A 20,326-nucleotide genomic window follows, 5' to 3' on the forward strand; every position below is an offset into this window, starting at 1 on the left:
CCGGATGACGCGGACCTCTCCGTACAGGTAATGACACCGACCCGCCATGCTCGCCTCGCGGCAAGTGGTCGCTCTAAGCGACGAAGGTTGGGCCCGGGGGCTTGGATCGGGCCGGTGCCACGTCAACGGTAACAAACGATCCCCGTAAGGCAATCCCGTCTCGCACGCCCGTCTCGTCAGTCCCGCAGCAGGTCGGGAACGCCCGCCGAGTCCACCTCGTCGCGCTCCCCGGAGACCACCGTCAGCTGCTGGGTCGCCCGGGTCAGCGCCACATAGAGCACCCGCAGACCGGCGGGCGACTCGTCGGCGATCTCCGCCGGGGAGACGACGATCGTGGCGTCGTACTCCAGGCCCTTGGCCTCCAGGCTGCCCAGCGGCACCACACGCCCGCCGAGGCCCTTCAGCCAGCGCGCGGCCTCCTCGCGGCGGCGCATCGCCACGACTACACCCACGGTGCCGTCCACGCTGTCCAGGAGACGCTGGGCCTCCGCGCGTACGGCGCCCGCCAGGCCCCGGCCGTCGGCGACCGCGAACCGGGGCCGTACGCCGGTCGAGCGGACGGCTCTCGGGGACTCGCTGCCGGGCATCGCGAGGGCGAGGACCTTCGCGGCCAGCTCGGCGACCTCGGAGGGGTTGCGGTAGTTCACGGTCAGCGTGAAGCGGCGGCGCGGCCGGGTGCCGAGCGCCTCGTCGCGGGCCTCGGCCGCCTCGTCCGGGTCCGACCAGGACGACTGGGCGGGGTCGCCGACCACGGTCCAGGTGGCGTGCCGTCCCCGGCGGCCGACCATCCGCCACTGCATGGGGGTGAGGTCCTGCGCCTCGTCCACGATGACGTGCGTGTACTCCGTACGCTCCTCAGCGAGCCGTTCCGCGCGCTCGCGCTGGGTCTCCTCGCGCACCGGCATCAGCTCGTCGAGCCCGGTGAGCTGGTCGAGCGGGTCGAACTCCTTCTTCTTGCGCGGCTTGGGCGGGGCGCCGAGGATCGCCTGCAGCTCGTCGAGCAGCGCCACATCGTGGACGGACAGGCCCTCGCGCCGCAGCGAGCGGGCCATCCGGCGTACCTCGCCGGGGTTCAGCACACGCCGCGCCCAGAAGCCGAGCCGCTTCTCGTCGGACATGGCGGTCAGGACCCCGCGTGGGGTCAGCTCGGGCCACCAGGCGTCCAGGAAGTGGATAAAGCTGTCCTCGCTGGTGATGTCCTCGTCGAAGCCCGATCTGAGCTCGGCGGCCAGCTCCGGGTCGGCGTGCCGGGAGCCCGCCCCGGACTGCGCCCACAGGGCGTCGAGCAGCAGCCTGCGGGCGCGCGGGCGCAGCAGGTTGACCGGGGCGGTGCCGCTGAGCGCGGTACGCCGGACCCGGGCGAGTTCGTCGGGGCCCAGCTCCAGGCGCCGCCCGAAGGCGACGACGCGCAGCCGGGTCGGCGGCCCTTCGGCTCCGGTCGGGGTGCCGCCCGTACCCCCGGCCGAGGTGTCGCCCGTACCCCCGGCCGGGGCGGCGTCCTCGCCGAAGGCGAGCTGTTCGCCCGGGCCGCCTGGTGCCGTCGACGTCGACGCCGCGGCCACCCGGCGGCGGGCGGAGCGCGAGCCGCGCCCCCCGGCTCCCCGCGGCGGCTCCAGCATGCCGCGTGCCGCCCTGCGCAGCACCTGCGTCATCCGGGACGACCCCTTGGCGCGGGCCACCACGGGCTCGTCGTACAGCGTGGCCTCGGCGCCGTCAGGCCCGTCGTACAGCGAGCCGACCGCGCGGATGGCGACCTGGCCCTCCTCGCCGAGCGAGGGCAGCACGCCCTCCGTGTAGGCGACCAGGAGCGGGGTCGGCGAGACGATCAGGATGCCGCCCGCGTACCGGCGCCGGTCCTGGTAGAGGAGGTACGCGGCACGGTGCAGCGCCACCGCGGTCTTGCCGGTGCCGGGGCCGCCCTCGACGTACGTCACGGACGCGGCGGGAGCCCGGATGACCCGGTCCTGCTCGGCCTGGATGGAGGCGACGATGTCGCGCATGGTGTGGCTGCGGGCCTGGCCGAGCGCGGCCATCAGCGCGCCGTCGCCGATCACCGGCAGCGGCTCGCCGTTCAGCGTCGCGGTGAGCTCCGGGCGCATCAGGTCGTCCTCCACGCCCAGCACCTTGCGGCCCTTGGAGCGGATGACCCGACGGCGTACCACCCGCCCCGGCTCCACCGGCGTGGACCGGTAGAAGGGGGCCGCGGCGGGCGCCCGCCAGTCGATGACCAGCGGCGCGAACTCGGCGTCCAGCACACCGATCCGGCCGATGTGCAGGGTCTCGGCGATCTCGGCGCTGCCGTCCGGGCGTACCGCGCCGTCGGCGGGTTCGACCGAGGTGTACGCGCCGTCCGGGCCCTTCTCGCCGTCCTTGCCGAGCAGCAGGTCGATCCTGCCGAACAGAAAGTCCTCGAACTCGCTGTTCAGCCGGTTGAGATGAACGCCCGCGCGGAACACCTGCGCGTCGCGCTCCGCGAGCGCGCCCGGAGTGCCGACATGGCCGCGCTGGGCGGCGTCGTGCATCAGGAACTCGGCCTCGTGGATCTTCTCCTCAAGCCGCCGGTACACCTGGTCCAGGTGCTCCTGCTCGACGCTGATCTCACGGTCGCGTACGTCGGCCACCGGGGGTCCCTTCTGGTGTGCTGCCGCCCGTGTCGGGCAGCCGTCCACCGTACGCGACCAGGGGGCCGGCGCGCACCCGGCGGGCCGCTCAGGCCTTGACAGGCTCCTAGACCTTCACGTCAACTAGCCGCCTGCCGTCGGACGTACGCACCTCGAAGTGGTCGATGTCCTCGCGGTTCATGGCCGCGCCGCCGTGCACGTACAGCGGTGAACGCGACCATTCGTTCGGGCTGTCCTGGATCCCGTACCCCCACTTGGGCACGGCCCAGGAGGTGACCGTCTCCTCCTCGCCGTTCTTGCCGACGGCGATCAGGGAGCACTTGAGCGGACCCTTGACGTTCTTGAGCTCCAGCACCGCGTGGGTGCCCCAGGTCTTCTCCTCGGTTCCGACCGTCGCGCTGACGTTGGTCTCGGGGTCGGTGGCCCGCGCCTTCTCCTCCATGTCGTTGAAGAAGGCGTCCTCCGCGGGGCTGGCCACCGTCGGACTGCCGCCGCTGCCGCTGCTGTCGCCGGTGGTGGCCTTGACCGCGAGCGGGCCGCCGATGATCAGTACGGCCGCCGCTGCCGCCAGCGCGAAGCTGCGGCGGCGCCTGGCCACCCGCTTCTTGGCGACCTCGCCGACGAGGTTGTCGATCAGTCGTGGTGCCGGACGCGCCGCGAGCTGCTCCCCCACCTGGGGTGCGGTCCGCTGCGGCGGCAGGTCCGCGAGCGCGGCGAGCATCGGTTCCATCCCGGACAGTTCCTCAAGCTGGGCCGCGCAGAGCTGGCAGCCCGCCAGATGGCCCTCGAACGCCCGGGCGTCCATGTCGTCCAGGATGCCGAGGGCGTACGCGCCGACCGTCTCATGTACGTCGCTCGCGCCGAACGCGTCGTTCGCCCCGAAGGTCGTCATGCCCGCACCCCCCGCTCCTCCAGTGCCAGCTTCATCGCACGCAGCGCGTAGAACACCCGGGAGCGGACAGTCCCGCTGGGTATGCCGAGTGTCTGAGCCGCCTCGTTGACCGTACGTCCCTTGAAGTACGTCTCGACGAGGACTTCCCGGTGAGCGGGCGTCAAATCATCGAGGGCGTCGGAGAGTGTCATCAGCCATAGCGCCTTGTCGATCTCGTCCTCCGCGGGGATGACCTCCAGTGGCGAGGGGTCGACCTCCTGCGGCCGGGCTTTCCGGCTGCGGTGGCCGTCGATCACGATACGCCGTGCCACCGTCACCAGCCAGGGCCGTACCGAGCCGGTGGCCCGGTTGAGCTGACTGGCGTTCTTCCAGGCCCGGATGAGGGTCTCCTGGACCACGTCCTCGGCCCGCTGCCGGTCACCCGCGACCAGCCGCAGCACATACGCGAGCAGCGGACCCGCGTGCTCTCGGTAGAGCGCGCGCATCAACTCCTCGTCGGGCTCGGGCGGGTCCTGCATCCGGTGCCGGGCCCGCCGAGTGCGTTCTTCGGCCACGGCGGAATCCTTGCGCACGCGCACCTCCGGTGTCCCCGTTTCGACGGGGCTCCCCCACGTCCTGGCTCCCACGGGCTTACTTACGTACCGGTAGCGCGTTCTGTTCAGTCCGTTCGAAAGTCGTCCCCAGATCTCCCCTCGATCTCCTCAAGTCCTCGTCAGGGCGGTACGGCGACGGTGCCGTGCCACCCGCTCGCGATTGCCGCACACCTCGCTTGAGCACCAGCGTCGGCGCCGTCCGCGTGAGGTGTCGAGGTAGATCAGCGGGCAGTTGTCGCCCTCGCACTGGCGGATGCGGGACCGCGCCACCGGGTCGGTGAGCAGCTCGACCGCGTCCCTGGCGACGGCCGCGAGCAGGGCGGGGCCCGCGGGGTCGGGGTGCAGCACCCGGACGAGTCCACCGTCGGCGGCGCGTACGGCGCGGGGCGCTGGGGGCGCGGCGGCGGCGAAGGTGTTGAGGCGGGCCAGGGCGGCGTCCAGGGCCGGTGACTCGGCCGCAGGCGGCTCGGGGGCGTCGCGTACCAACCGGTCGAGGTCGGCGCGTAGTTCCCGGAACGCGACGACGCAGTCCGCGTCGACCCGGTCGAGCCGTGCACCCTCGGGGATCAGGCCCGCGCCCACCAGCCAGGCGCGCAGGCGGGCCGGGCTGTCGATGCGTTCGACGGGGTGGGCTGTGGCCAGCAGGTCCAGACAGGCGCGTCCGGAGTCGAACCGCAGGTCTGCCTGCCCGTTCTGCACGTGGTCAGACGAAACGATGCCCGCCGCCATCCGTGTGTCACCGCCTTGTGGGGTTACCCGGGGCCAACACCCCCAGAGTGCCCCGCGAAACGCCTGGCCGGAACCCCCGGCACGGTCCGGGGGTTCCAGGCGTCTCAAGGCCGCGCGCCGCGCGCCGCTAGCGGCGGCGCGTGCCGCCCGCCCTCGCGCGTCGCGAGCCGTCCGGCCAGAGCCTCGGCTTCCGGCCCGCGGCCAGGTCCTCGATCCAGCCGACGGCCACGATGGTCAGCCCGATCAGCGGCCACACCAGCACGAACATCCAGACGCTGTACGTCTCGGCGAAGGCCGTCCCCAAGGTGTCGTAGACGAGGGGGAACTGCCACAGCGGGTCAAGCAGCGGAATCGTCGCCATGATCAACGCGTTGTGCCAGAGGTAGATCGTGACCGCGCGGTTGTTGGAGAGCGTGATCAGCTTGTCGAACTGGGCGAGTCTGCCGGGCAGTTCCTGCCAGGACGGCGCGTACTGCAGCAGGATCACCACGAACCCGAACGACCAGGCCGCCTGAGCCAGCGGGATGTCGTTGAGGTCCCAGCCGTCCGGACCCAGGTGGCCCGATGCCCACCACAGCCCGAAGCCCATGAACAACGCGGCGCAGGAGACCGCCAGATAGCGCGGTACCTGCTTGAGCAGGCCGTCCTGGTGGGCGAAGCCGACCACCCAGCAGGAGCCGTAGACCGCGAAGTCGGTGATCGCGCGGCCGGTCTCGCCGGGGATTTCCACCAGGCCGGTGCCGATGACGGCGGTCAGCGCGAGCGGCGCGAGCAGCGTCGCCCACGGGACCCTGCGGAACGCCCACAGCAGCAGCGGAGAGGCGATCACGAACCAGAGGTAGGCACGGATGTACCAGAGCGGGCCCGCCGCCTGCACCGCCCAGCTGCCCGAGAGCCAGCCGACGCCGGGGACGGCGTCGGTGTCCCAGGGGTAGGGCGGGGCCCCGAACGGCACCACGTAGGTGAACAGTTCGATCAGCCACGTACCGCCGAGCTGCTTGGCGGGCTGCCAGCCGCTCAGGAACATCAGCGGCACGGCGACGGCACCGAACACCCACACCGGGGGCAGCAGTCGGCGGATACGGCCGCGGATCACGCCGAGGGCGGGCCGGTTCAGGGAGCGCGCCATCAGGGAGCCCGCGAGCGCGAACATCACGCCCATGGACGGGAAGAGGATCGTCAGCCAGGCCCAGCCGAAGACGTGGTAGGCCACGACCCGGACCAGCGCGAGCGATCGCAGCAGATCGAGATAGCGGTCCCGTCCCGGCTTCTTGCCCCCGGCCCAGGAGGGCGCGGCGGCGCCCTCTCCCTCCTTGGCCCCCTTGCCTTCCTTGCCTTCCTTGCCTTCCTTGCCTTCCTTGGCCTCAGCGGGCCGCTGAGCGGTGGCCGTCGCCGTCTCGGCCACGGGGTGAGCTGCGGGGCCGGACGTCGCGAAGGCGTCAGCCTGCGGATAGCCAGGGGTCTGCCCGTACGAGCCGTCCCGCTCGTACGCGTCAGCGGCGGCGTACGGATCCCCCTGCGCCGCGGCAAACCCGCCCGGCCCCGACTGCGGGCCGCCCTGCGCGAACGGATCACCCGCGGCGTCCGGGTCCGGCCCCGCGAGTGGGTGGCGACCCGCCTGAGGATCACGGCGCGCCTGCGGCTCACGCCGCACGAACGGGTCGAAACCCTCCCGCTGATCACGCTGCGCGTAGGGGTCGCCAGCGGCGTACCCATCCGGCGCCGCATCGGAGGCGCCCTGTGCGTACGGGTCGTACGCGGCGTACGGGTCCGGCGCCGCGAACGCGTCGCCCGTGCCGTACCGCTCGCCCTCTTCGTTCCCGTAAGGCGGTGTCGTCATGCGACCGGCCTCCGATCCCGGTCGGCCATGGGCTGGGCCGGTACGGAGCCGGGCGCCGCGCCCACCGCTCCGGTGCGCCGGAGCTTCTGCCAGCGCAGGCGGCCGCCGGTGAGCGCGGTGATCCAGGACTGCAGCAGCACCACGTACATCAGCTGCCGGTACAGGATCTGCTGCAACGGCAGCGAGATCAGGTGGGTCATCTTCTCCCGGTCAAGCCGGAAGGCGTATATCGCGCAGACCGCCTGCACGGCGAGTACCGCGAACCAGCCCACGATCGTCTTGCCCGTGGGGCCGAAGATGAGTCCGTACAGCAGGAAGACGTCGATGAGCGGCGCGAGCAGCGGCGCCAGGACCATGAACAGCGACACCAGGGGCAGACCGACCCGCCCGAAGCGCCCGGACGGGCCCTTCTCGATGATCGCGCGCCGGTGCTTCCAGATGGCCTGCATCGTGCCGTACGACCAGCGGTAGCGCTGGGACCACAGCTGCTGCACGGTCTCCGGCGCCTCGGTCCACGCGCGGGCGTTCTCCGCGTACACCACACGCCAGCCGTCGCGGTGCATGGCCATGGTGATGTCGGTGTCCTCGGCGAGGGTGTCCTCGCTCATGCCGCCGACCCGCTCCAGCGCGCTGCGCCGGAACGCGCCGACCGCGCCCGGGATGGTGGGCATACAGCGCAGGACGTCGTACATGCGGCGGTCGAGGTTGAAACCCATCACGTACTCGATGTGCTGCCAGGCGCCGATCAGCGAGTCCTTGTTGCCGACCTTGGCGTTGCCCGCGACCGCGCCGACCCGGTGGTCGCCGAAGGGCTGTACCAGCTCGCGTACGGTGGACGGCTCGAAGACGGTGTCCCCGTCCATCATCACGATGAGGTCGTAGCGGGCGTTCGCGATACCGCGGTTGAGTGCGGCGGGCTTGCCCGCGTTGTGCTGCCGGATGACGCGGACGTTCGGCAGCCGCATCTCCTCGACGATACGCGCGGTGCCGTCACTGGACCCGTCGTCGATGACGAGCACTTCGATGGGATGGTCGCTGTTCATCAGCGAGTGCACCGTGTTCTCGATGCACTTGGCCTCGTTGTACGCGGGGACCAGCACCGTCACCGGTTCGGTGACCGGTGCGCCCCACCGGAAGTCCTGCTTGCGGGTACGTCGCGCGTGGATCACGGAGAGCAGCAGCATCAGCCCGAAGCGACCGATGACCAGGACGCCGATCACGGCGAGTCCGGCCACCAGGACGCCGGTCACGTTCTCCGAGACGCTGACCGCCCAGACGAACGCCTTGGCCTTCCACAGCGCGTATCCGGTCACCGGGGTGTGCGCGCTCGGCACGTCCATGGCCTCGGTGAGGGTGGTGAACTCGTACCCGTCCGCCTTCAGGTCCGGCAGGAGGTGGTCCAGCGCCTCGACGGTCTGCGAGCGGTCGCCACCGGAGTCGTGCATGAGCACGAGCGCGCCCTTGCCGTCCGTGGGCGTCGCCCGCTTGATGATCTCGTCTACGCCGGGGCGCTTCCAGTCCTCACTGTCGGTGTTGTTGACGACGGTGATGTAGCCGCGCGAGCCGATGTACTCGGCCACCGGCCAGTTCTCGTTGTCGAAGGCGTGCGCGTACGACGAGTACGGGGGCCGGAACAGGGACGTGTGGATGCCCGCGGCGCCCGCGAGGGTGAGCTGGTTCTGGGACAGCTCCCAGTCGATGCGGCGCTGCGACTGGTAGGAGAGGTCGGGGTGGTTGAAGGTGTGCAGACCGACCTCGTGGCCCTCGCGCACCATCCGGTCGACCAGGTCCGGGTAGCGCGAGGCCATGGTGCCAGCGACGAAGAACACGCCCTGCGCGTCGTGTTCCTTGAGCTTGTCGAGGATCTTCGGGGTCCACTCCGGGTCGGGCCCGTCGTCGAAGGTCAGCACCAGTTTGCCGTCGGGCACGCTGAGCGCCTTCGGCTGCGCGCCGGGCCGGGCGTCGATGACCGGGCCGCCCTTGAGGATCTCCTCGGGCACCTGGTCGTTGGCCGCCGCGGGCCGGACCCGGTGGTCGGCGAGGATCTCGCTGTGCACATAGCCGCGCAGCATCAGCATCGCCATCAGTGCCACCAGGAAGAGCGAGGGCAGCAGATAGCGCATCGGCAGACGACGACGGAGCCGCCGTCCGCCTGCGGAGCGGGATGTCATGGTTACGCGCCCTCCGGGGCCTCGTGCTGTGCCGCGCTCTCGGTCACCGAAGGCTGTGCCGCACTACTGGCGTTGATCTGTTGGGCCCCACCGGCCTCGCCGCCGCCCTCGGGTGCCGGCTCCGGGGCGGGGTCCGGCTCCGGGTCAGGATCCGGCTCGGGGTCAGGGTCTGGCTCCGGGTCAGGATCCGGCTCCGGGGCGGGGTCCGGTTCCGGGTCAGGATCCGGCTCCGGGGCGGGGTCAGGCTCTTTTGTGGGGTCGGGCTTTGTCGTCGGGTCGGGCTTCTCTGTGGGGTCCTCGTCGGAGGGCTCGTCGGAGGGAGCGCCGGAACTGTCCTCGTCATCGGGCTTGGTGGCCGCGCCCGGCGGGGCGGTGAGCCCAGGCAACGGCAGGACGCCGCTGTTCGTGGGGTCGGGTCCGGGCGCCTGGAGGTTCGGGGTGCTGTCCGGGGAGTCCGATGCCTCGGGCACCGGCGAGGGCTCCACCTTCCCGGCGGGGGCCTTCTTCTCGTTGTTGCCAAGTCCCGGCATCCAGGGCGCGTCGGAGTTCCCGGAGAGCAGCGTGAATCCGAGCACGACGGCGTAAACGGCGCAGACGGCGCCGACGACCCAGCCTATTCGGCGCACTTTGCGGCCGCGGCTGCCTGTCGCGTCCACGAAGACCGGCCTGTCAGAGCCGTCCTGAGTGGTGTGGTCCGCCGACAGGTCCTCCAGCTGACGGCCAGCGCCGTCGATCTGGATGGTGACCTCGTGCGGATCGTGTGTCTGCCCGGAGCGGGCACCTTCTCGCCAATTTTCCACAGCTGTACGCCCAACCCCCACTTACTGGATCATTTTGGGCGCAGGGCGACATCGGGCACTCGCCGCCGAACCGGACCCCCATCCGGCCCGGGCGCCCCCCTTATCACACTGCACCCGAGCCATGAATGTAGCGCACCACCACGACAATCAGACCCATCGGTCAACCCACACCCATCCTGATGAGTGCACTTGACCGCGGAACCAGGCGCCTGACGCCCGCCACAGCCACCCTTACCGCACTCCCATACCGGACGAAGTGCCGCGAAAGGCGCAAATTCCGGCACGCTTAAGGCTTTTTCGCCACACCAGGGACACAGGCGAAAGCGGTACCGGATCGATAAGTGGCCATCACACACGGCGGGGCACGGCGGGGGGCGGCCGGGGCGCGGCCGAGGCGCGGCCGGAAAGTCCACAGACCGCGCGGGTCGGTGCCGCCACGTCCTGTCAGACAGGGCGTGGCGGCGACGACCCGACGACGCGGATCAGGACAGCTTGACGGTGGCCGCGATGGGCCCGTCGCTGGGCAGGTCCTCGCCGATCTCCAGCGTGAAGCCCTTCGCGCCGTCCGGGACCTGGAACATCGCCGACCCCTTCACGGTGGTGCCCGACGGGATCTTGCCCTCGAAGGTGGCGGTGTCATCGCCGACCATGCCCTGCATCTCCGTACCCACCGAGTCCCGCAGCACCAGGGTGCTGTTGTGGTCGTAGGGCCCGGCGGCCGCCCCCGTGTTCTTCACCGACAGGGCGACGGCGACGAAGTGCGCGTCGTCCTCGGTCGGCTTCCCTCCGTCCTTCATGGTGTACGGGTCGATGAGTTCCACCACGGTGACCTCGAAGTCCCCCACCTTGACCGCGGTCCCGGGCTTGGTCTCCTTCGACTCCTCCGACCCCGACCCGGCGGACGAATTCTTGTCACCGCCGCCTCCGGTACCGGATTCCGAACCCGATTCGGAACCGAACGAACACGCGGTCAGACCGACCGCGAGAACAGCCACCGCGCCCCCCATAGCGACGCGTCTCCTCAGCCCAGATCCCGATACAGCACGCATAGAGCCCCCTCCAGTGATGTCCGACAACAGGGTGATCATCTTACGGGTTTCACTCACTGAAGGAATATGAAAAAGCCCGTGGCCCGCCGAGATACTCGACGGGCCACGGGCTACATGGGGTGGTGGAGATGGCGGGAATCGAACCCGCGTCCAACGGTGCGGAACCAGGGCTTCTCCGTGTGCAGTCCGCTGCGCTTTTCTCAGCCCCGAAGATCACGCGGACAAGTCTCCGACGGGCTCAGTCACTGTTTGATTTCCCGCTCTACCCCGTGACCGGGTCTAGCGGTTTAGTTCCCTAGCTGATGCCAGGATCCGGGTCGGGAACACCCCCGGGCTGACACTTCGCAAGTCGCTACTTAGGCAGCGAGGGCGAAGGAATCGCGCTTGGTATTGGCGATTATTGTTTGCGACATATGGTTTACGAGATCATTGCCGCTTCCTCGACACGCTTCCCCTGCTTCGACATCCGCTGTCGAAACCGATCATCCCCATGTTGATTTTTCAAGCCCCGGCTGGTGGGGCAGTGCCCATCCTACGTGACCAACGCGGGACGGTGCCAGCTTATTTCCCGCGCTCGCGACGGCGCACCGCCGAGATCACCCGGTCCGCCTCGCGCCGGTCCTGCTTCTCGCGCAGGGTCTGCCGCTTGTCGTACTCCTTCTTGCCCTTCGCCAGCGCGATCTCGACCTTGGCCCGGCCGTCCTTGAAGTACAGGGCCAGGGGCACGATCGTGTGGCCCGTCTCCTGCGACTTGGACTCCAGCTTGTCGATCTCGGCACGGTGCAGCAGCAGCTTCCGCTTGCGTCGTGCGCTGTGGTTGGTCCAGGTGCCCTGGGTGTACTCGGGCACATGCACGTTGTGCAGCCAGGCCTCGTGGCCGTCGATCTGCACGAACCCGTCCGCGAGGGACGACCTCCCCTGGCGCAGCGACTTGACCTCGGTGCCGGTCAGCACGAGGCCGCACTCGTAGGTGTCGATGATGGTGTAGTCGTGGCGCGCCTTCTTGTTCTGCGCGACCAGCTTGCGCCCTTGGTCCTTTTCCTTAGCCATAGTGTGGCCATTTTCGCACTACGAGGGGGGTCCGAGGCCACTCAATACCGTGCGGGCCCGCTGCTCGGCGTCCTCGTCGACCTCCAGGTCCGGGGTGATGCCCCGGCCGTCGACGGTGCGTCCGGAGGGGGTGCGGTAGTGGCCGACGGTGAGCTCGGCCACGGAGCCGTCGGGGAGGCGGCTCGGCATCTGGACGGAGCCCTTGCCGAAGGTCCTGGAGCCCACCACTACGGCCCGGCCACGGTCCTGGAGGGCACCGGCGAGCAGTTCCGCCGCGCTCATCGTGCCGCCGTCGACGAGGACGACAAGGGCTCTGGTGGCGCTACCGCCCGGCTCGGCGTGCAGCGCGCGCTGCTTGCCCCGGACGTCGTACGTGGCCACCAGGCCGCCGTCGAGGAAGACGGAGGCGGCCTGCTGGGCCTCGGTGACCAGGCCGCCCGCGTTACCCCGCAGGTCGAGCAGGACACCGGCGCCCGGCGGGGCGTCGCGCAGGGCGTCGCGCACCTGGGCTCCGGCGCCCTTGGTGAGTGCGGTGATCTTGATCAGTACGGGGCCGTCGGCCAGCCGCCGTACCGCCACGGACTCCGTCTCGAGAGTGGCCCGGCGCAGTGTCAGGCTCCACGCGCGTGCGTCGCGCCGCAGCCCCAGCTTCACCCGGGTCCCGGCGTCCGCGCCGTCGCCGCGCAGCAGGGAGACGATCTCCTCGGCGCCACGGCCTGTGAGTGGCTTGTCGTCGACGCTGCGGAGCTGGTCGCCCACGGCGATTCCGGCGCGGGCGGCGGGGCTGTCGCGCTGCACCCGGACCACCTTGACCTGCCCGTCGGGGGCGCGCCTGGTCCACAGCCCCACTCCGTTGTACTCGCCGTCGAGCTCCCGCTCGAACGCCTCGTACTCGCTGGGGTCGTAGATCGAGCCCCAGCGGTCACCACTGCGGCTCACGACGTCTTCGGCGGCCTTGCTGGGTGACTTCCCGTCGGCCAGGGCCCTGGCCGCGGCGTCGGCGACCTTGCCGGGCTCGGTGGTGTCTCCGTCCGGGGCGGCGGGGGGCTTGGCGGGCGTGGCAGGCTCGGGATGCTGATCGACCCGCGTGCGGTCGGGCTCGCTCCAGGAGTCGGTCGCGAAACCGGCCGCGAGAACGCCCGCGAAAACCAATGTCAGGGCCGCCCCGCGGCGTCTGCGGCGGGGCCGGGAGAACAGGTCTGAGCCCGACATGTCGGCGAGTCTAGGACAACCTGGAGCGCCGCACGGGAGGTTGACCGTACGACGCCCCGGACGTGTGTCACACCTTCAGGTACTTGCGCAGCGCGAAGAATGCTGCCATGGCGGGCATCAGCAGTCCGGCGGCGAGCACCAGCGGCAGCTTGGTCAACACCGCGTCCCAGCCAATGAAGTTGATCAGCTCCATCTTCTGGGCGAGGGCCGCGCCATGATCGACGAGGAAGTACCGTCCCGCCACCAGCATCCCGCACGCGAGCAGTCCGCCGAACAGTCCGGCCAGGGTCGCCTCCAGGATGAACGGCACCTGGATGTAGAAGCTGGAGGCACCGACCAGCCGCATGATCCCGGTCTCGCGCCTGCGGCTGAACGCCGAGACCCGCACCGTGTTGACGATCAGGATCAGCGCAAGGACCAGCATCAACGCCATCACGAACGACGCCACCCAGGTCATGACGTTGAGTACGTCGAAGAGCTTGTCCACGGTCTTGCGTTGGTCCTGTACCGACTGCACACCGGGGTGGTCCGAGAAGGCGCTGGCGATCACCTGGTACTTCTGGGGGTCCTTCAGCTTGATCCGGTACGACTCCTGCATCTGGTCCGGAGTCAGCGAGTTGACCAGGGGCGAGTCGCCGAACTGCTCCTTGTAGTGCTTGTACGCCTCGTCGCTGGTCTCGTGCTGGACGCTCTCGACGACCTTGTCCATGTCCTTGAGTTCAGCGAGGATGGTCTCCTTCTGCTCCTTGGTGACCGCGCCCTTGGTGCACTTCGGGTCGGTCTCCGCGTCGCCCTTGTTGCAGAAGAAGATCGCTACGTTGACCTTGTCGTACCAGTAGCCCTTCATCGTGCCCACCTGGTCGCGCATGAGCAGCGAGCTGCCGAACAGCGCCAGCGAGAGTGCGACGGAGATGACGACCGCGAAGGTCATCGTGAGATTGCGGCGGAGACCGACGCCGATCTCCGACAGGACGAACTGGGCGCGCATGGCGTCCTTTCAGGTGCTCAGTACTCGATGCTCAGTACTCGGGTGCTCAGTACTCGGTACTCAATGCTCGGTGCTCGGCGCTCAGGGCTCAGTGCTGGTAGCCGTAGACGCCGCGGGACTGGTCGCGGACCAGGCGGCCCTGCTCCATCTCGATGACGCGCTTGCGCATCTGGTCCACGATCTGCTGGTCGTGGGTGGCCATCACCACGGTGGTGCCGGTGCGGTTGATGCGGTCGAGCAGCTTCATGATGCCGACCGAGGTCTGCGGGTCCAGGTTTCCGGTGGGCTCGTCCGCGATCAGCAGCATCGGTCGGTTCACGAAGGCGCGGGCGATCGCCACCCGCTGCTGCTCACCACCCGACAGTTCGCCCGGCATACGGTCCTGCTTGCCGCCGAGGCCGACGAGGTCGAGCACCTCGGGCACGGTCTTACGGATCGTGCCGCGCGGCTTGCCGATGACCTCCAGCGCGAAGGCGACGTTCTCTCCGACGGTCTTGTTGGGCAGCAGCCGGAAGTCCTGGAAGACGGTGCCCAGCTGGCGCCGCATGTGCGGCACCTTCCAGTTGGACAGGCGTGCGAGGTCTTTGCCGAGGACATGTACCTGGCCGTGGCTGGCTCGCTCCTCGCGGAGGATCAACCGCAGGAAGGTGGACTTTCCGGAGCCCGAAGACCCCACCAGGAAGACGAACTCGCCGCGCTCGATCTCCAGCGAGACATCTCTGAGTGCGGGGCGGGTCTGCTTGGGGTAGGTCTTGGAGACGTTGTCGAATCGGATCACGGATGCGCCTCGGTGCTTCGGGGGCGTCGGGGGTAGGTGAGCGTGACCCTACGCGAAGGGGCGTGTGCGGCGCAGTCAGCGTCCAGGGTTGCGTGTTTTGTGAGGAACATCCTCCTGATGCCCTCCTCACATAGGGCTCACGTACGGTGGAGAACAGCCAGGTCCTGTCAGGAGCTGCCAGGACCAATCAGAGTCAGTCCGGGCCGGTCAGAAACCGAGGGAATCGACGAGTCGCGCCGAAATCCTGGAAAACTGGCACAGTGGTAAGGGGAACCGTTCCCTGTGAGACCCGCGTGATGAGACCAAGCGTTCAGGCCCGAGGGAGGCAGCGCATGACCTTTGACCGACTGGTGTGCGCGAACTGCGCGGCGCCTGTGGCCGAGGGCCGGTGCGCTGTGTGCCGGGCCAACCGCGAGCGTATGCAGCAGGGCCCGTTCGCCGGGCTGAACCCGGTGACGCTGATAGCGCTGCTGGTGGTGCTGGTCGGGGCGATGGCGCTCCTGGCCACGCAGACCGCGTAGCGGACACCGTACGAGGTCGATCGATCGCAGCGAGAAGGGCCCGGAGCAACGCTCCGGGCCCTTCTCAGTGCTTTACCGCTTCACCGCTTCACCGCTTCGCTGCTTTTGCTGCTTTCGCTGGATCAGGCCGCGGCGGCGGTACGGCCGCCCACCAGGCGCGGCAGCATCCGGAAGCCCACGCCGCCGGCGATCATCGTCGCGGCACCGATGAGCAGGAAGCCGGTCTGACCGGCACCCGTCTCGGCGAGCTCGCCCTTCTCGGCGTCGCCGCCCTTGTCGGCACCGCCGCCGGTGTCGGCGCTGCCGCCGCCACTGGTGCCCTTGTCGGCGCCGGTGTCGGTCAGGCCGTCCTTGCCCTGGCCCTGCTCGACGGGCTGGTTACCGTTGGAGCCGTCAGGCACGGGCCCGTTACCACCGGTGGCACTGCCCCCGGTGCTGCCGCCCGTACTGCTGGTACTGCCACCGGTGCCGCCAGTGGTCGTCTCCCCACCACCGGTGCCGCCAGTGGTCGTCTCCCCACCACCGGTGCCACCAGTGGTCGTCTCACCACCGCCAGTGCCGCCAGTGGTCGTCTCACCACCACCGGTGCCGCCAGTGGTCGTCTCACCACCACCGGTGCCGCCAGTGGTCGTCTCACCACCGCCAGTGCCACCAGTGGTCGTCTCACCACCACCGGTGCCGCCAGTGGTCGTCTCACCACCACCGGTGCCGCCAGTGGTCGTCTCACCACCACCGGTGCCGCCAGTGGTCGTCTCACCACCACCGGTGCCGCCAGTGGTCGTCTCACCACCACCGGTGCCGCCAGTGGTCGTCTCACCACCGCCAGTGCCACCAGTGGTCGTCTCACCACCGCCAGTGCCGCCAGTGGTCGTCTCACCACCGCCAGTGCCACCCTCCTCACCACAGGACGGGTCGCTCGGAATGCAGCTCGGGTCTTCCTCATCGGCGGCCGCTTGGGCGCTCACGCCGAGGCCGGGAACATCCGCCCCGGCCGCCGAAGCGGCGCCCGCCGCCGTCAGCGAGGCGCCGGCCGCGATCACCGCACCTGCGGCAATCCGCGCCACGCGGACTCGCGTCTTCTTCGTCATCTGCTGGAACCCCCAGTAGCTGTTCGCATCAATGGAGCAGCCATATGCGGGACCACGGCCCTGCGGGGGAGTTCATCTCGCGGGATCGCCTCGAACAAGGCTGTGCATCCCACCCCGTCACGCCAGCCCCAGACATACGCATGCTGCCCAGCAGCCTGTCCAGAGTTAAGAGTTACGTCAAGAACGATCCGGGAGTGATGTCCGATTGATCATTAGTTGCCCCGTAGAGGTGTCGACGACTGTGACGCATTCACCACAGACCCTACGCATCCCCCATCCCTCGCCCCGATGCGACGATGGGGCGAGCCAAGGCGGGAACGGGACGAGCCAGGAGCGGGACGAGCAAGGTGGGTGTGGAACAACTGCCGGTGCCCGTCGGGAAGTCGGCCAGGGCCGTGCTGCGACGGGCCGAGGAGTTGCTGCGCGCCGCCGGGGCGCTCCGCGAGGAGCACCAGCGCGCCCTGGACGCCGTACGGAAAGCCGTGGCCGGGCTCGAGGCAGAGCTGGCCCGCGCCGAGTTGGCCGCGCTGCCGCTGGCCCGGCTACGGGATGTGACCCGGGGTCAGTTGCGGGAGTCGGCCGTCGTGGCGCTGGAGCGCGCCGGATATCTCTCGGTGGGGCAGGTCCTGGAGGCCGAGCCGTATCACCTGCGCGGGGTGCCCGGCATCGGCGCCCAGACCGTGGGCCAAGCCCGTGCCGCCGCCGAACAGTTGGCCCGCGCCACGGCGGAGGCGGTGGCCGTACGCATCGACGTCGACGCCAAGGACGACCCACGGCACAACGCCCTCGTCCTGGCCCTGAACCGGCTGCTGCTCGCCGGGCCCGGCATCGCCGACGCCATCGCCGTAGCCGAGCGCACCATCCAGGCCCTGCGGCCGCACAGCGAGGGCGCCAAGCCCACCCGGTCCCGGTGGCAACTGCTGCTCGCGGGCAAGGAAGGGCGGGCCACAGCCAAGGCCGAGCTGCGCGCGCTGCTCGGCGCTCTCGCCGAGGCCGACGCGGACGGCGTACGCCTGACGATCGACCAGGCGGCCACGGACCTGCTCCGTGGGCCCGAGCAACCGGACCGGGCCTGGCTGGACTTCGAGGTACGGGCGGCCGAGTACTACACGCTGCTCGCGCGGGTCGTGGACCGGCCGCAGGACCGCGCGTCCACCGAGGGGTTCATCCCGGGCGGCCTGGCGGACGAGGCCCGTGCCCAGCCGCTGGACGAGTCCCTGCTCGACGTGTCGCTGCGCGGCTACCAGGCCTTCGGCGCGCGCTTCGCGCTGGCCCGCCGACGGGTGCTGCTCGGGGACGAGATGGGCCTGGGCAAGACGGTCCAGGCGATCGCCGCGCTGGCGCATCTGCGCGCCGCCGAGGGCGCCACCCACTGCGTCGTGGTCTGCCCGGTCGGGGTGCTGATCAACTGGATGCGCGAGGTCGAGTCCCGGAGCGGGCTGACCGCCTATCGCGCGCACGGACCGGGCCGCGCGGCCGCGTTCGCCGCGTGGGTCGAGCACGGCGGCGTCCTGGTCACCACCTTCGACCTGCTGCGTACGCTGAAGATCCCGGCGCGGCTGCCGCTCGGCATGCTCGTCGTGGACGAGGCGCACTACATCAAGAACCCCCAGACCCTGCGGGCCAAGTCAGTCCTCACCCTGATGCGGCGCAAGACCACGGGCCGGGTGCTGTTCCTGACCGGGACCCCCATGCAGAACCACGTCGGCGAGTTCCGCTCACTCGTCGGCTACCTCAACCCGGACGTGGCACGCTCGATGCGCCATGAGCAAGCCGCCGCCGACTCCCGGGTATTCCGCTCCGCCGTGGCCCCCTGCTATCTGCGCCGCAACCAGCCGGACGTGCTCGCCGAGCTCCCCGGGGTGATCCACGCGGATGAGTGGGAGGAGTTCTCCGACAGCGACCGCGCCGCGTATCTCCGTGCCGTGTCCGAGGGGAACTTCATGGCGATGCGGCGCGCGGCCTATGGCGACCCGGCTCGTTCGGCCAAGCTACGGCGGCTGCGGGAGCTGGTCACCGAGGCCGCCGAGAACGGTCTGAAGGTGGTGGTCTTCTCCACCTTCCTGGAGGTACTGGCCACGGCCCGGCACGCACTCGACGCCTCCGAACCGGGCTCCGACCTCAGTCCCAGCCCCGGGCTCAGCCCCAGCCGGGTGGTCGGCCCGCTCACCGGCGAGCTCCCCGCCGATCAACGCCAGGCGATGGTGGACGAGTTCACCGACGCCCCGGGGCACGCGGTCCTGCTGGCCCAGATCCGTACCGGCGGCACGGGGCTCAACCTCCAGGCCGCCTCGGTGGTGGTGCTCTGCGAGCCCCAGCTCAACCCCGCCCTGGAGGCCCAGGCGGTCGCCCGCGCGCACCGGATGGGGCAGGTCAGGCGGGTGCAGGTGCACCGGCTGCTGGCCACGGACAGCGTGGACCAACGCCTGCTGGACATCCTCAAGCGGAAGCAGGACGATTTCGACGTCTACGCACGCCGCAGCGAGGTCGCCGAGTCCGTCGCGGAGGCGGTGGACATCTCGGAGGCGTCGCTGGCCCGCCGGATCGTCGAGGACGAGCAACTACGCCTGTCCCTGAAGGCCTAAGCCCTCAGGGACGGCGTAGGGCAGGCCGGGCAGGCCTTGGGCCTAGCTCGCGGGCTGCTCCTGCTGCTTGCGCCAGCGGATGCCCTTCTCCAGGAACCCGTCGATGTCGCCGTCCAGGACCGCCTGCGGGTTGCCGACCTCGTACTCCGTCCGCAGGTCCTTGACCATCTGGTACGGGTGCAGGACGTAGGAGCGCATCTGGTTGCCCCAGGAGCTGCCGCCGTCGCCCTTGAGGGCGTCCATCTTGGCGCGCTCCTCCTGGCGCTGGCGCTCCAGGAGCCGGGCCTGCAGGACGCGGAGCGCGGATGCCTTGTTCTGGATCTGCGACTTCTCGTTCTGGCAGGAGACGACCACGCCGGTCGGGATGTGCGTGAGGCGCACCGCGGAGTCGGTGGTGTTGACCGACTGGCCGCCGGGGCCCGAGGAGCGGTAGACGTCGACGCGGATGTCGTTCTCCGGGATCTCCACGACATCGGTGGTCTCGACGACCGGGAGCACCTCGACGCCCGCGAAGGAGGTCTGGCGGCGGCCCTGGTTGTCGAAGGGCGAGATACGGACGAGGCGGTGGGTGCCCTGCTCGACGGAGAGGGTGCCGTAGGCGTACGGGGCGTGGATCACGAAGGTGGTCGACTTGATGCCCGCCTCCTCCGCGTACGAGGTCTCGTAGATCTCGGTCTTGTAGTCGTGCCGCTCGGCCCAGCGCAGGTACATCCGCTGCAGCTGCTCGGCGAAGTCCGCGGCGTCGATCCCGCCCGCCTCGGCCCGTACGGTGATGAGCGCCTCGCGCTCGTCGTACTCACCGGAGAGGAGCGTCCGCACCTCCATCTCCTCCAGGGCCTTGCGGACGTCCGCGAGCTCGGCCTCGGCCTCGGCGAGGGTGTCCGCGTCGTCCTCGGCCTCGGCGAGCTCGAAGAGCACCCCGAGGTCGTCGATCCGCGACCGCAGGGAGTCCGCCTTGCGGACTTCGGCCTGGAGGTGGGACAGCTTGCTGGTGATCTTCTGCGCCGCCTCCGGGTCGTCCCACAGGGACGGGGCCGCGGCCTGCTCCTCGAGCACGGCGATGTCGGCCCTCAGCTTCTCGAGGTCCAGGACGGCCTCGATCGACCCCATGGTCGTGGTGAGGGACTTGAGCTCTTCGGATACGTCGACGACTGCCACGACACCAGCCTAACGGCAACTCGAACCGATCCTCCCCGGGCGGGTCAGCCGCCGGGACTCGGGGCATCGGGCCCAGGCCGCCGGAGCCTCAGGGCGCCAGGGCCAAGCCGCCGGGGCTCAGGGCGCCGGACTCAGGGCTGCCAGGGCTCAGACAGCCGGGGCCCAGGCGTCGGGCTCAGGGCGTGGCCGGGGCTGATGTCTCTGTGCCCGAGGGGGTGGCGTCGGATTCGTCGCCGCTGGTGACCAGCCAC

The 20,326-nt window shown here is 70.1% G+C and carries 16 protein-coding genes and 1 other RNA gene; 2 read left to right on the top strand and 15 right to left on the bottom strand.

What is annotated here, in order from left to right:
* Positions 1-176: 176 nt before the first annotated feature.
* The 13 genes from GCN81_RS24925 to ftsE form a co-directional block, all read right to left on the bottom strand.
* Positions 177-2,621 carry a HelD family protein gene (locus GCN81_RS24925; RefSeq protein ID WP_156726702.1) on the bottom strand — a complete coding sequence of 815 codons (2,445 nt, stop codon included), beginning with the start codon at positions 2,619-2,621 and terminating at the stop codon, positions 177-179.
* Positions 2,622-2,727: 106 nt separating this feature from the next.
* The gene (locus GCN81_RS24930) at positions 2,728-3,513 is read right to left on the bottom strand and encodes an anti-sigma factor family protein (protein ID WP_156726703.1); all 786 of its coding nucleotides are present in this window, start codon (positions 3,511-3,513) and stop codon (positions 2,728-2,730) included.
* Positions 3,510-4,091, bottom strand: a complete 582-nt coding sequence (locus GCN81_RS24935) for a sigma-70 family RNA polymerase sigma factor (protein ID WP_156726704.1) — start codon at positions 4,089-4,091, stop codon at positions 3,510-3,512. The genes GCN81_RS24930 and GCN81_RS24935 overlap by 4 nt, the downstream gene beginning before the upstream one ends.
* 123 nt (positions 4,092-4,214) lie before the next feature.
* Complete coding sequence (locus GCN81_RS24940; protein WP_156726705.1) at positions 4,215-4,835, bottom strand: CGNR zinc finger domain-containing protein; 621 nt, start codon at positions 4,833-4,835, stop codon at positions 4,215-4,217.
* A gap of 127 nt (positions 4,836-4,962) precedes the next feature.
* The gene (locus GCN81_RS24945) at positions 4,963-6,489 is read right to left on the bottom strand and encodes an acyltransferase family protein (RefSeq protein ID WP_407698020.1); all 1,527 of its coding nucleotides are present in this window, start codon (positions 6,487-6,489) and stop codon (positions 4,963-4,965) included.
* 182 nt (positions 6,490-6,671) lie between these two features.
* A complete protein-coding gene (locus GCN81_RS24950; RefSeq protein ID WP_156726707.1) occupies positions 6,672-8,846 on the bottom strand; it encodes a bifunctional polysaccharide deacetylase/glycosyltransferase family 2 protein in 2,175 nt (724 codons plus the stop codon).
* Between the two features lie 2 nt (positions 8,847-8,848).
* On the bottom strand, positions 8,849-9,646 hold the full coding sequence (locus tag GCN81_RS24955; protein WP_156726708.1) for a hypothetical protein: 798 nt from the start codon (positions 9,644-9,646) through the stop codon (positions 8,849-8,851).
* Between the two features lie 482 nt (positions 9,647-10,128).
* Entirely contained in the window at positions 10,129-10,641 is a 513-nt protein-coding gene (locus GCN81_RS24960) for a DUF4352 domain-containing protein (protein ID WP_197287762.1), read from the bottom strand.
* Positions 10,642-10,815: 174 nt separating this feature from the next.
* Positions 10,816-11,185: a transfer-messenger RNA gene (gene ssrA, locus GCN81_RS24965) on the bottom strand.
* Between the two features lie 71 nt (positions 11,186-11,256).
* Entirely contained in the window at positions 11,257-11,745 is a 489-nt protein-coding gene (gene smpB / locus GCN81_RS24970; RefSeq protein ID WP_156726710.1) for an SsrA-binding protein SmpB, read from the bottom strand.
* A gap of 18 nt (positions 11,746-11,763) precedes the next feature.
* A complete protein-coding gene (locus tag GCN81_RS24975) occupies positions 11,764-12,957 on the bottom strand; it encodes a S41 family peptidase (protein WP_156726711.1) in 1,194 nt (397 codons plus the stop codon).
* Positions 12,958-13,024: 67 nt separating this feature from the next.
* The gene (gene ftsX, locus GCN81_RS24980; RefSeq protein ID WP_156726712.1) at positions 13,025-13,945 is read right to left on the bottom strand and encodes a permease-like cell division protein FtsX; all 921 of its coding nucleotides are present in this window, start codon (positions 13,943-13,945) and stop codon (positions 13,025-13,027) included.
* Between the two features lie 88 nt (positions 13,946-14,033).
* Complete coding sequence (gene ftsE / locus GCN81_RS24985) at positions 14,034-14,723, bottom strand: cell division ATP-binding protein FtsE (protein WP_156726713.1); 690 nt, start codon at positions 14,721-14,723, stop codon at positions 14,034-14,036.
* A gap of 332 nt (positions 14,724-15,055) precedes the next feature.
* On the opposite strand from ftsE, the gene GCN81_RS24990 reads away from it, so the two are divergent.
* Positions 15,056-15,244: a hypothetical protein gene (locus GCN81_RS24990; RefSeq protein ID WP_156726714.1), complete on the top strand. Its 189-nt coding sequence runs from the start codon at positions 15,056-15,058 to the stop codon at positions 15,242-15,244.
* A 122-nt stretch (positions 15,245-15,366) separates the two neighbouring features.
* Here GCN81_RS24990 and GCN81_RS24995 read toward each other — a convergent pair whose 3' ends face one another.
* Positions 15,367-16,332: a hypothetical protein gene (locus GCN81_RS24995; protein ID WP_156726715.1), complete on the bottom strand. Its 966-nt coding sequence runs from the start codon at positions 16,330-16,332 to the stop codon at positions 15,367-15,369.
* A 296-nt stretch (positions 16,333-16,628) separates the two neighbouring features.
* Here GCN81_RS24995 and GCN81_RS25000 point away from each other — a divergent pair, with 296 nt between their 5' ends.
* A complete protein-coding gene (locus GCN81_RS25000; RefSeq protein WP_156726716.1) occupies positions 16,629-18,917 on the top strand; it encodes a DEAD/DEAH box helicase in 2,289 nt (762 codons plus the stop codon).
* 42 nt (positions 18,918-18,959) lie between these two features.
* On the opposite strand, the gene prfB is transcribed toward GCN81_RS25000, so the two are convergent.
* Entirely contained in the window at positions 18,960-20,075 is a 1,116-nt protein-coding gene (prfB, locus tag GCN81_RS25005) for a peptide chain release factor 2 (RefSeq protein ID WP_156726717.1), read from the bottom strand.
* Positions 20,076-20,326: the final 251 nt, after the last annotated feature.

It is taken from the genome of Streptomyces apocyni (assembly GCF_009739465.1).
GTDB classification, from domain to species: Bacteria; Actinomycetota; Actinomycetes; order Streptomycetales; family Streptomycetaceae; genus Streptomyces; species Streptomyces apocyni.

Coding starts and splice junctions, on each gene's coding strand:
- GCN81_RS24940 (WP_156726705.1), bottom strand. CDS start 4,835: ATGGCGGCGGGCATCGTTTCGTCTGACCACGTGCAGAACGGGCAGGCA.
- ftsX (WP_156726712.1), bottom strand. CDS start 13,945: ATGCGCGCCCAGTTCGTCCTGTCGGAGATCGGCGTCGGTCTCCGCCGC.
- GCN81_RS24990 (WP_156726714.1), top strand. CDS start 15,056: ATGACCTTTGACCGACTGGTGTGCGCGAACTGCGCGGCGCCTGTGGCC.
- GCN81_RS24995 (WP_156726715.1), bottom strand. CDS start 16,332: ATGACGAAGAAGACGCGAGTCCGCGTGGCGCGGATTGCCGCAGGTGCG.
- GCN81_RS24930 (WP_156726703.1), bottom strand. CDS start 3,513: ATGACGACCTTCGGGGCGAACGACGCGTTCGGCGCGAGCGACGTACAT.
- GCN81_RS25000 (WP_156726716.1), top strand. CDS start 16,629: ATGGGGCGAGCCAAGGCGGGAACGGGACGAGCCAGGAGCGGGACGAGC.
- GCN81_RS24950 (WP_156726707.1), bottom strand. CDS start 8,846: ATGACATCCCGCTCCGCAGGCGGACGGCGGCTCCGTCGTCGTCTGCCG.
- GCN81_RS24975 (WP_156726711.1), bottom strand. CDS start 12,957: ATGTCGGGCTCAGACCTGTTCTCCCGGCCCCGCCGCAGACGCCGCGGG.
- smpB (WP_156726710.1), bottom strand. CDS start 11,745: ATGGCTAAGGAAAAGGACCAAGGGCGCAAGCTGGTCGCGCAGAACAAG.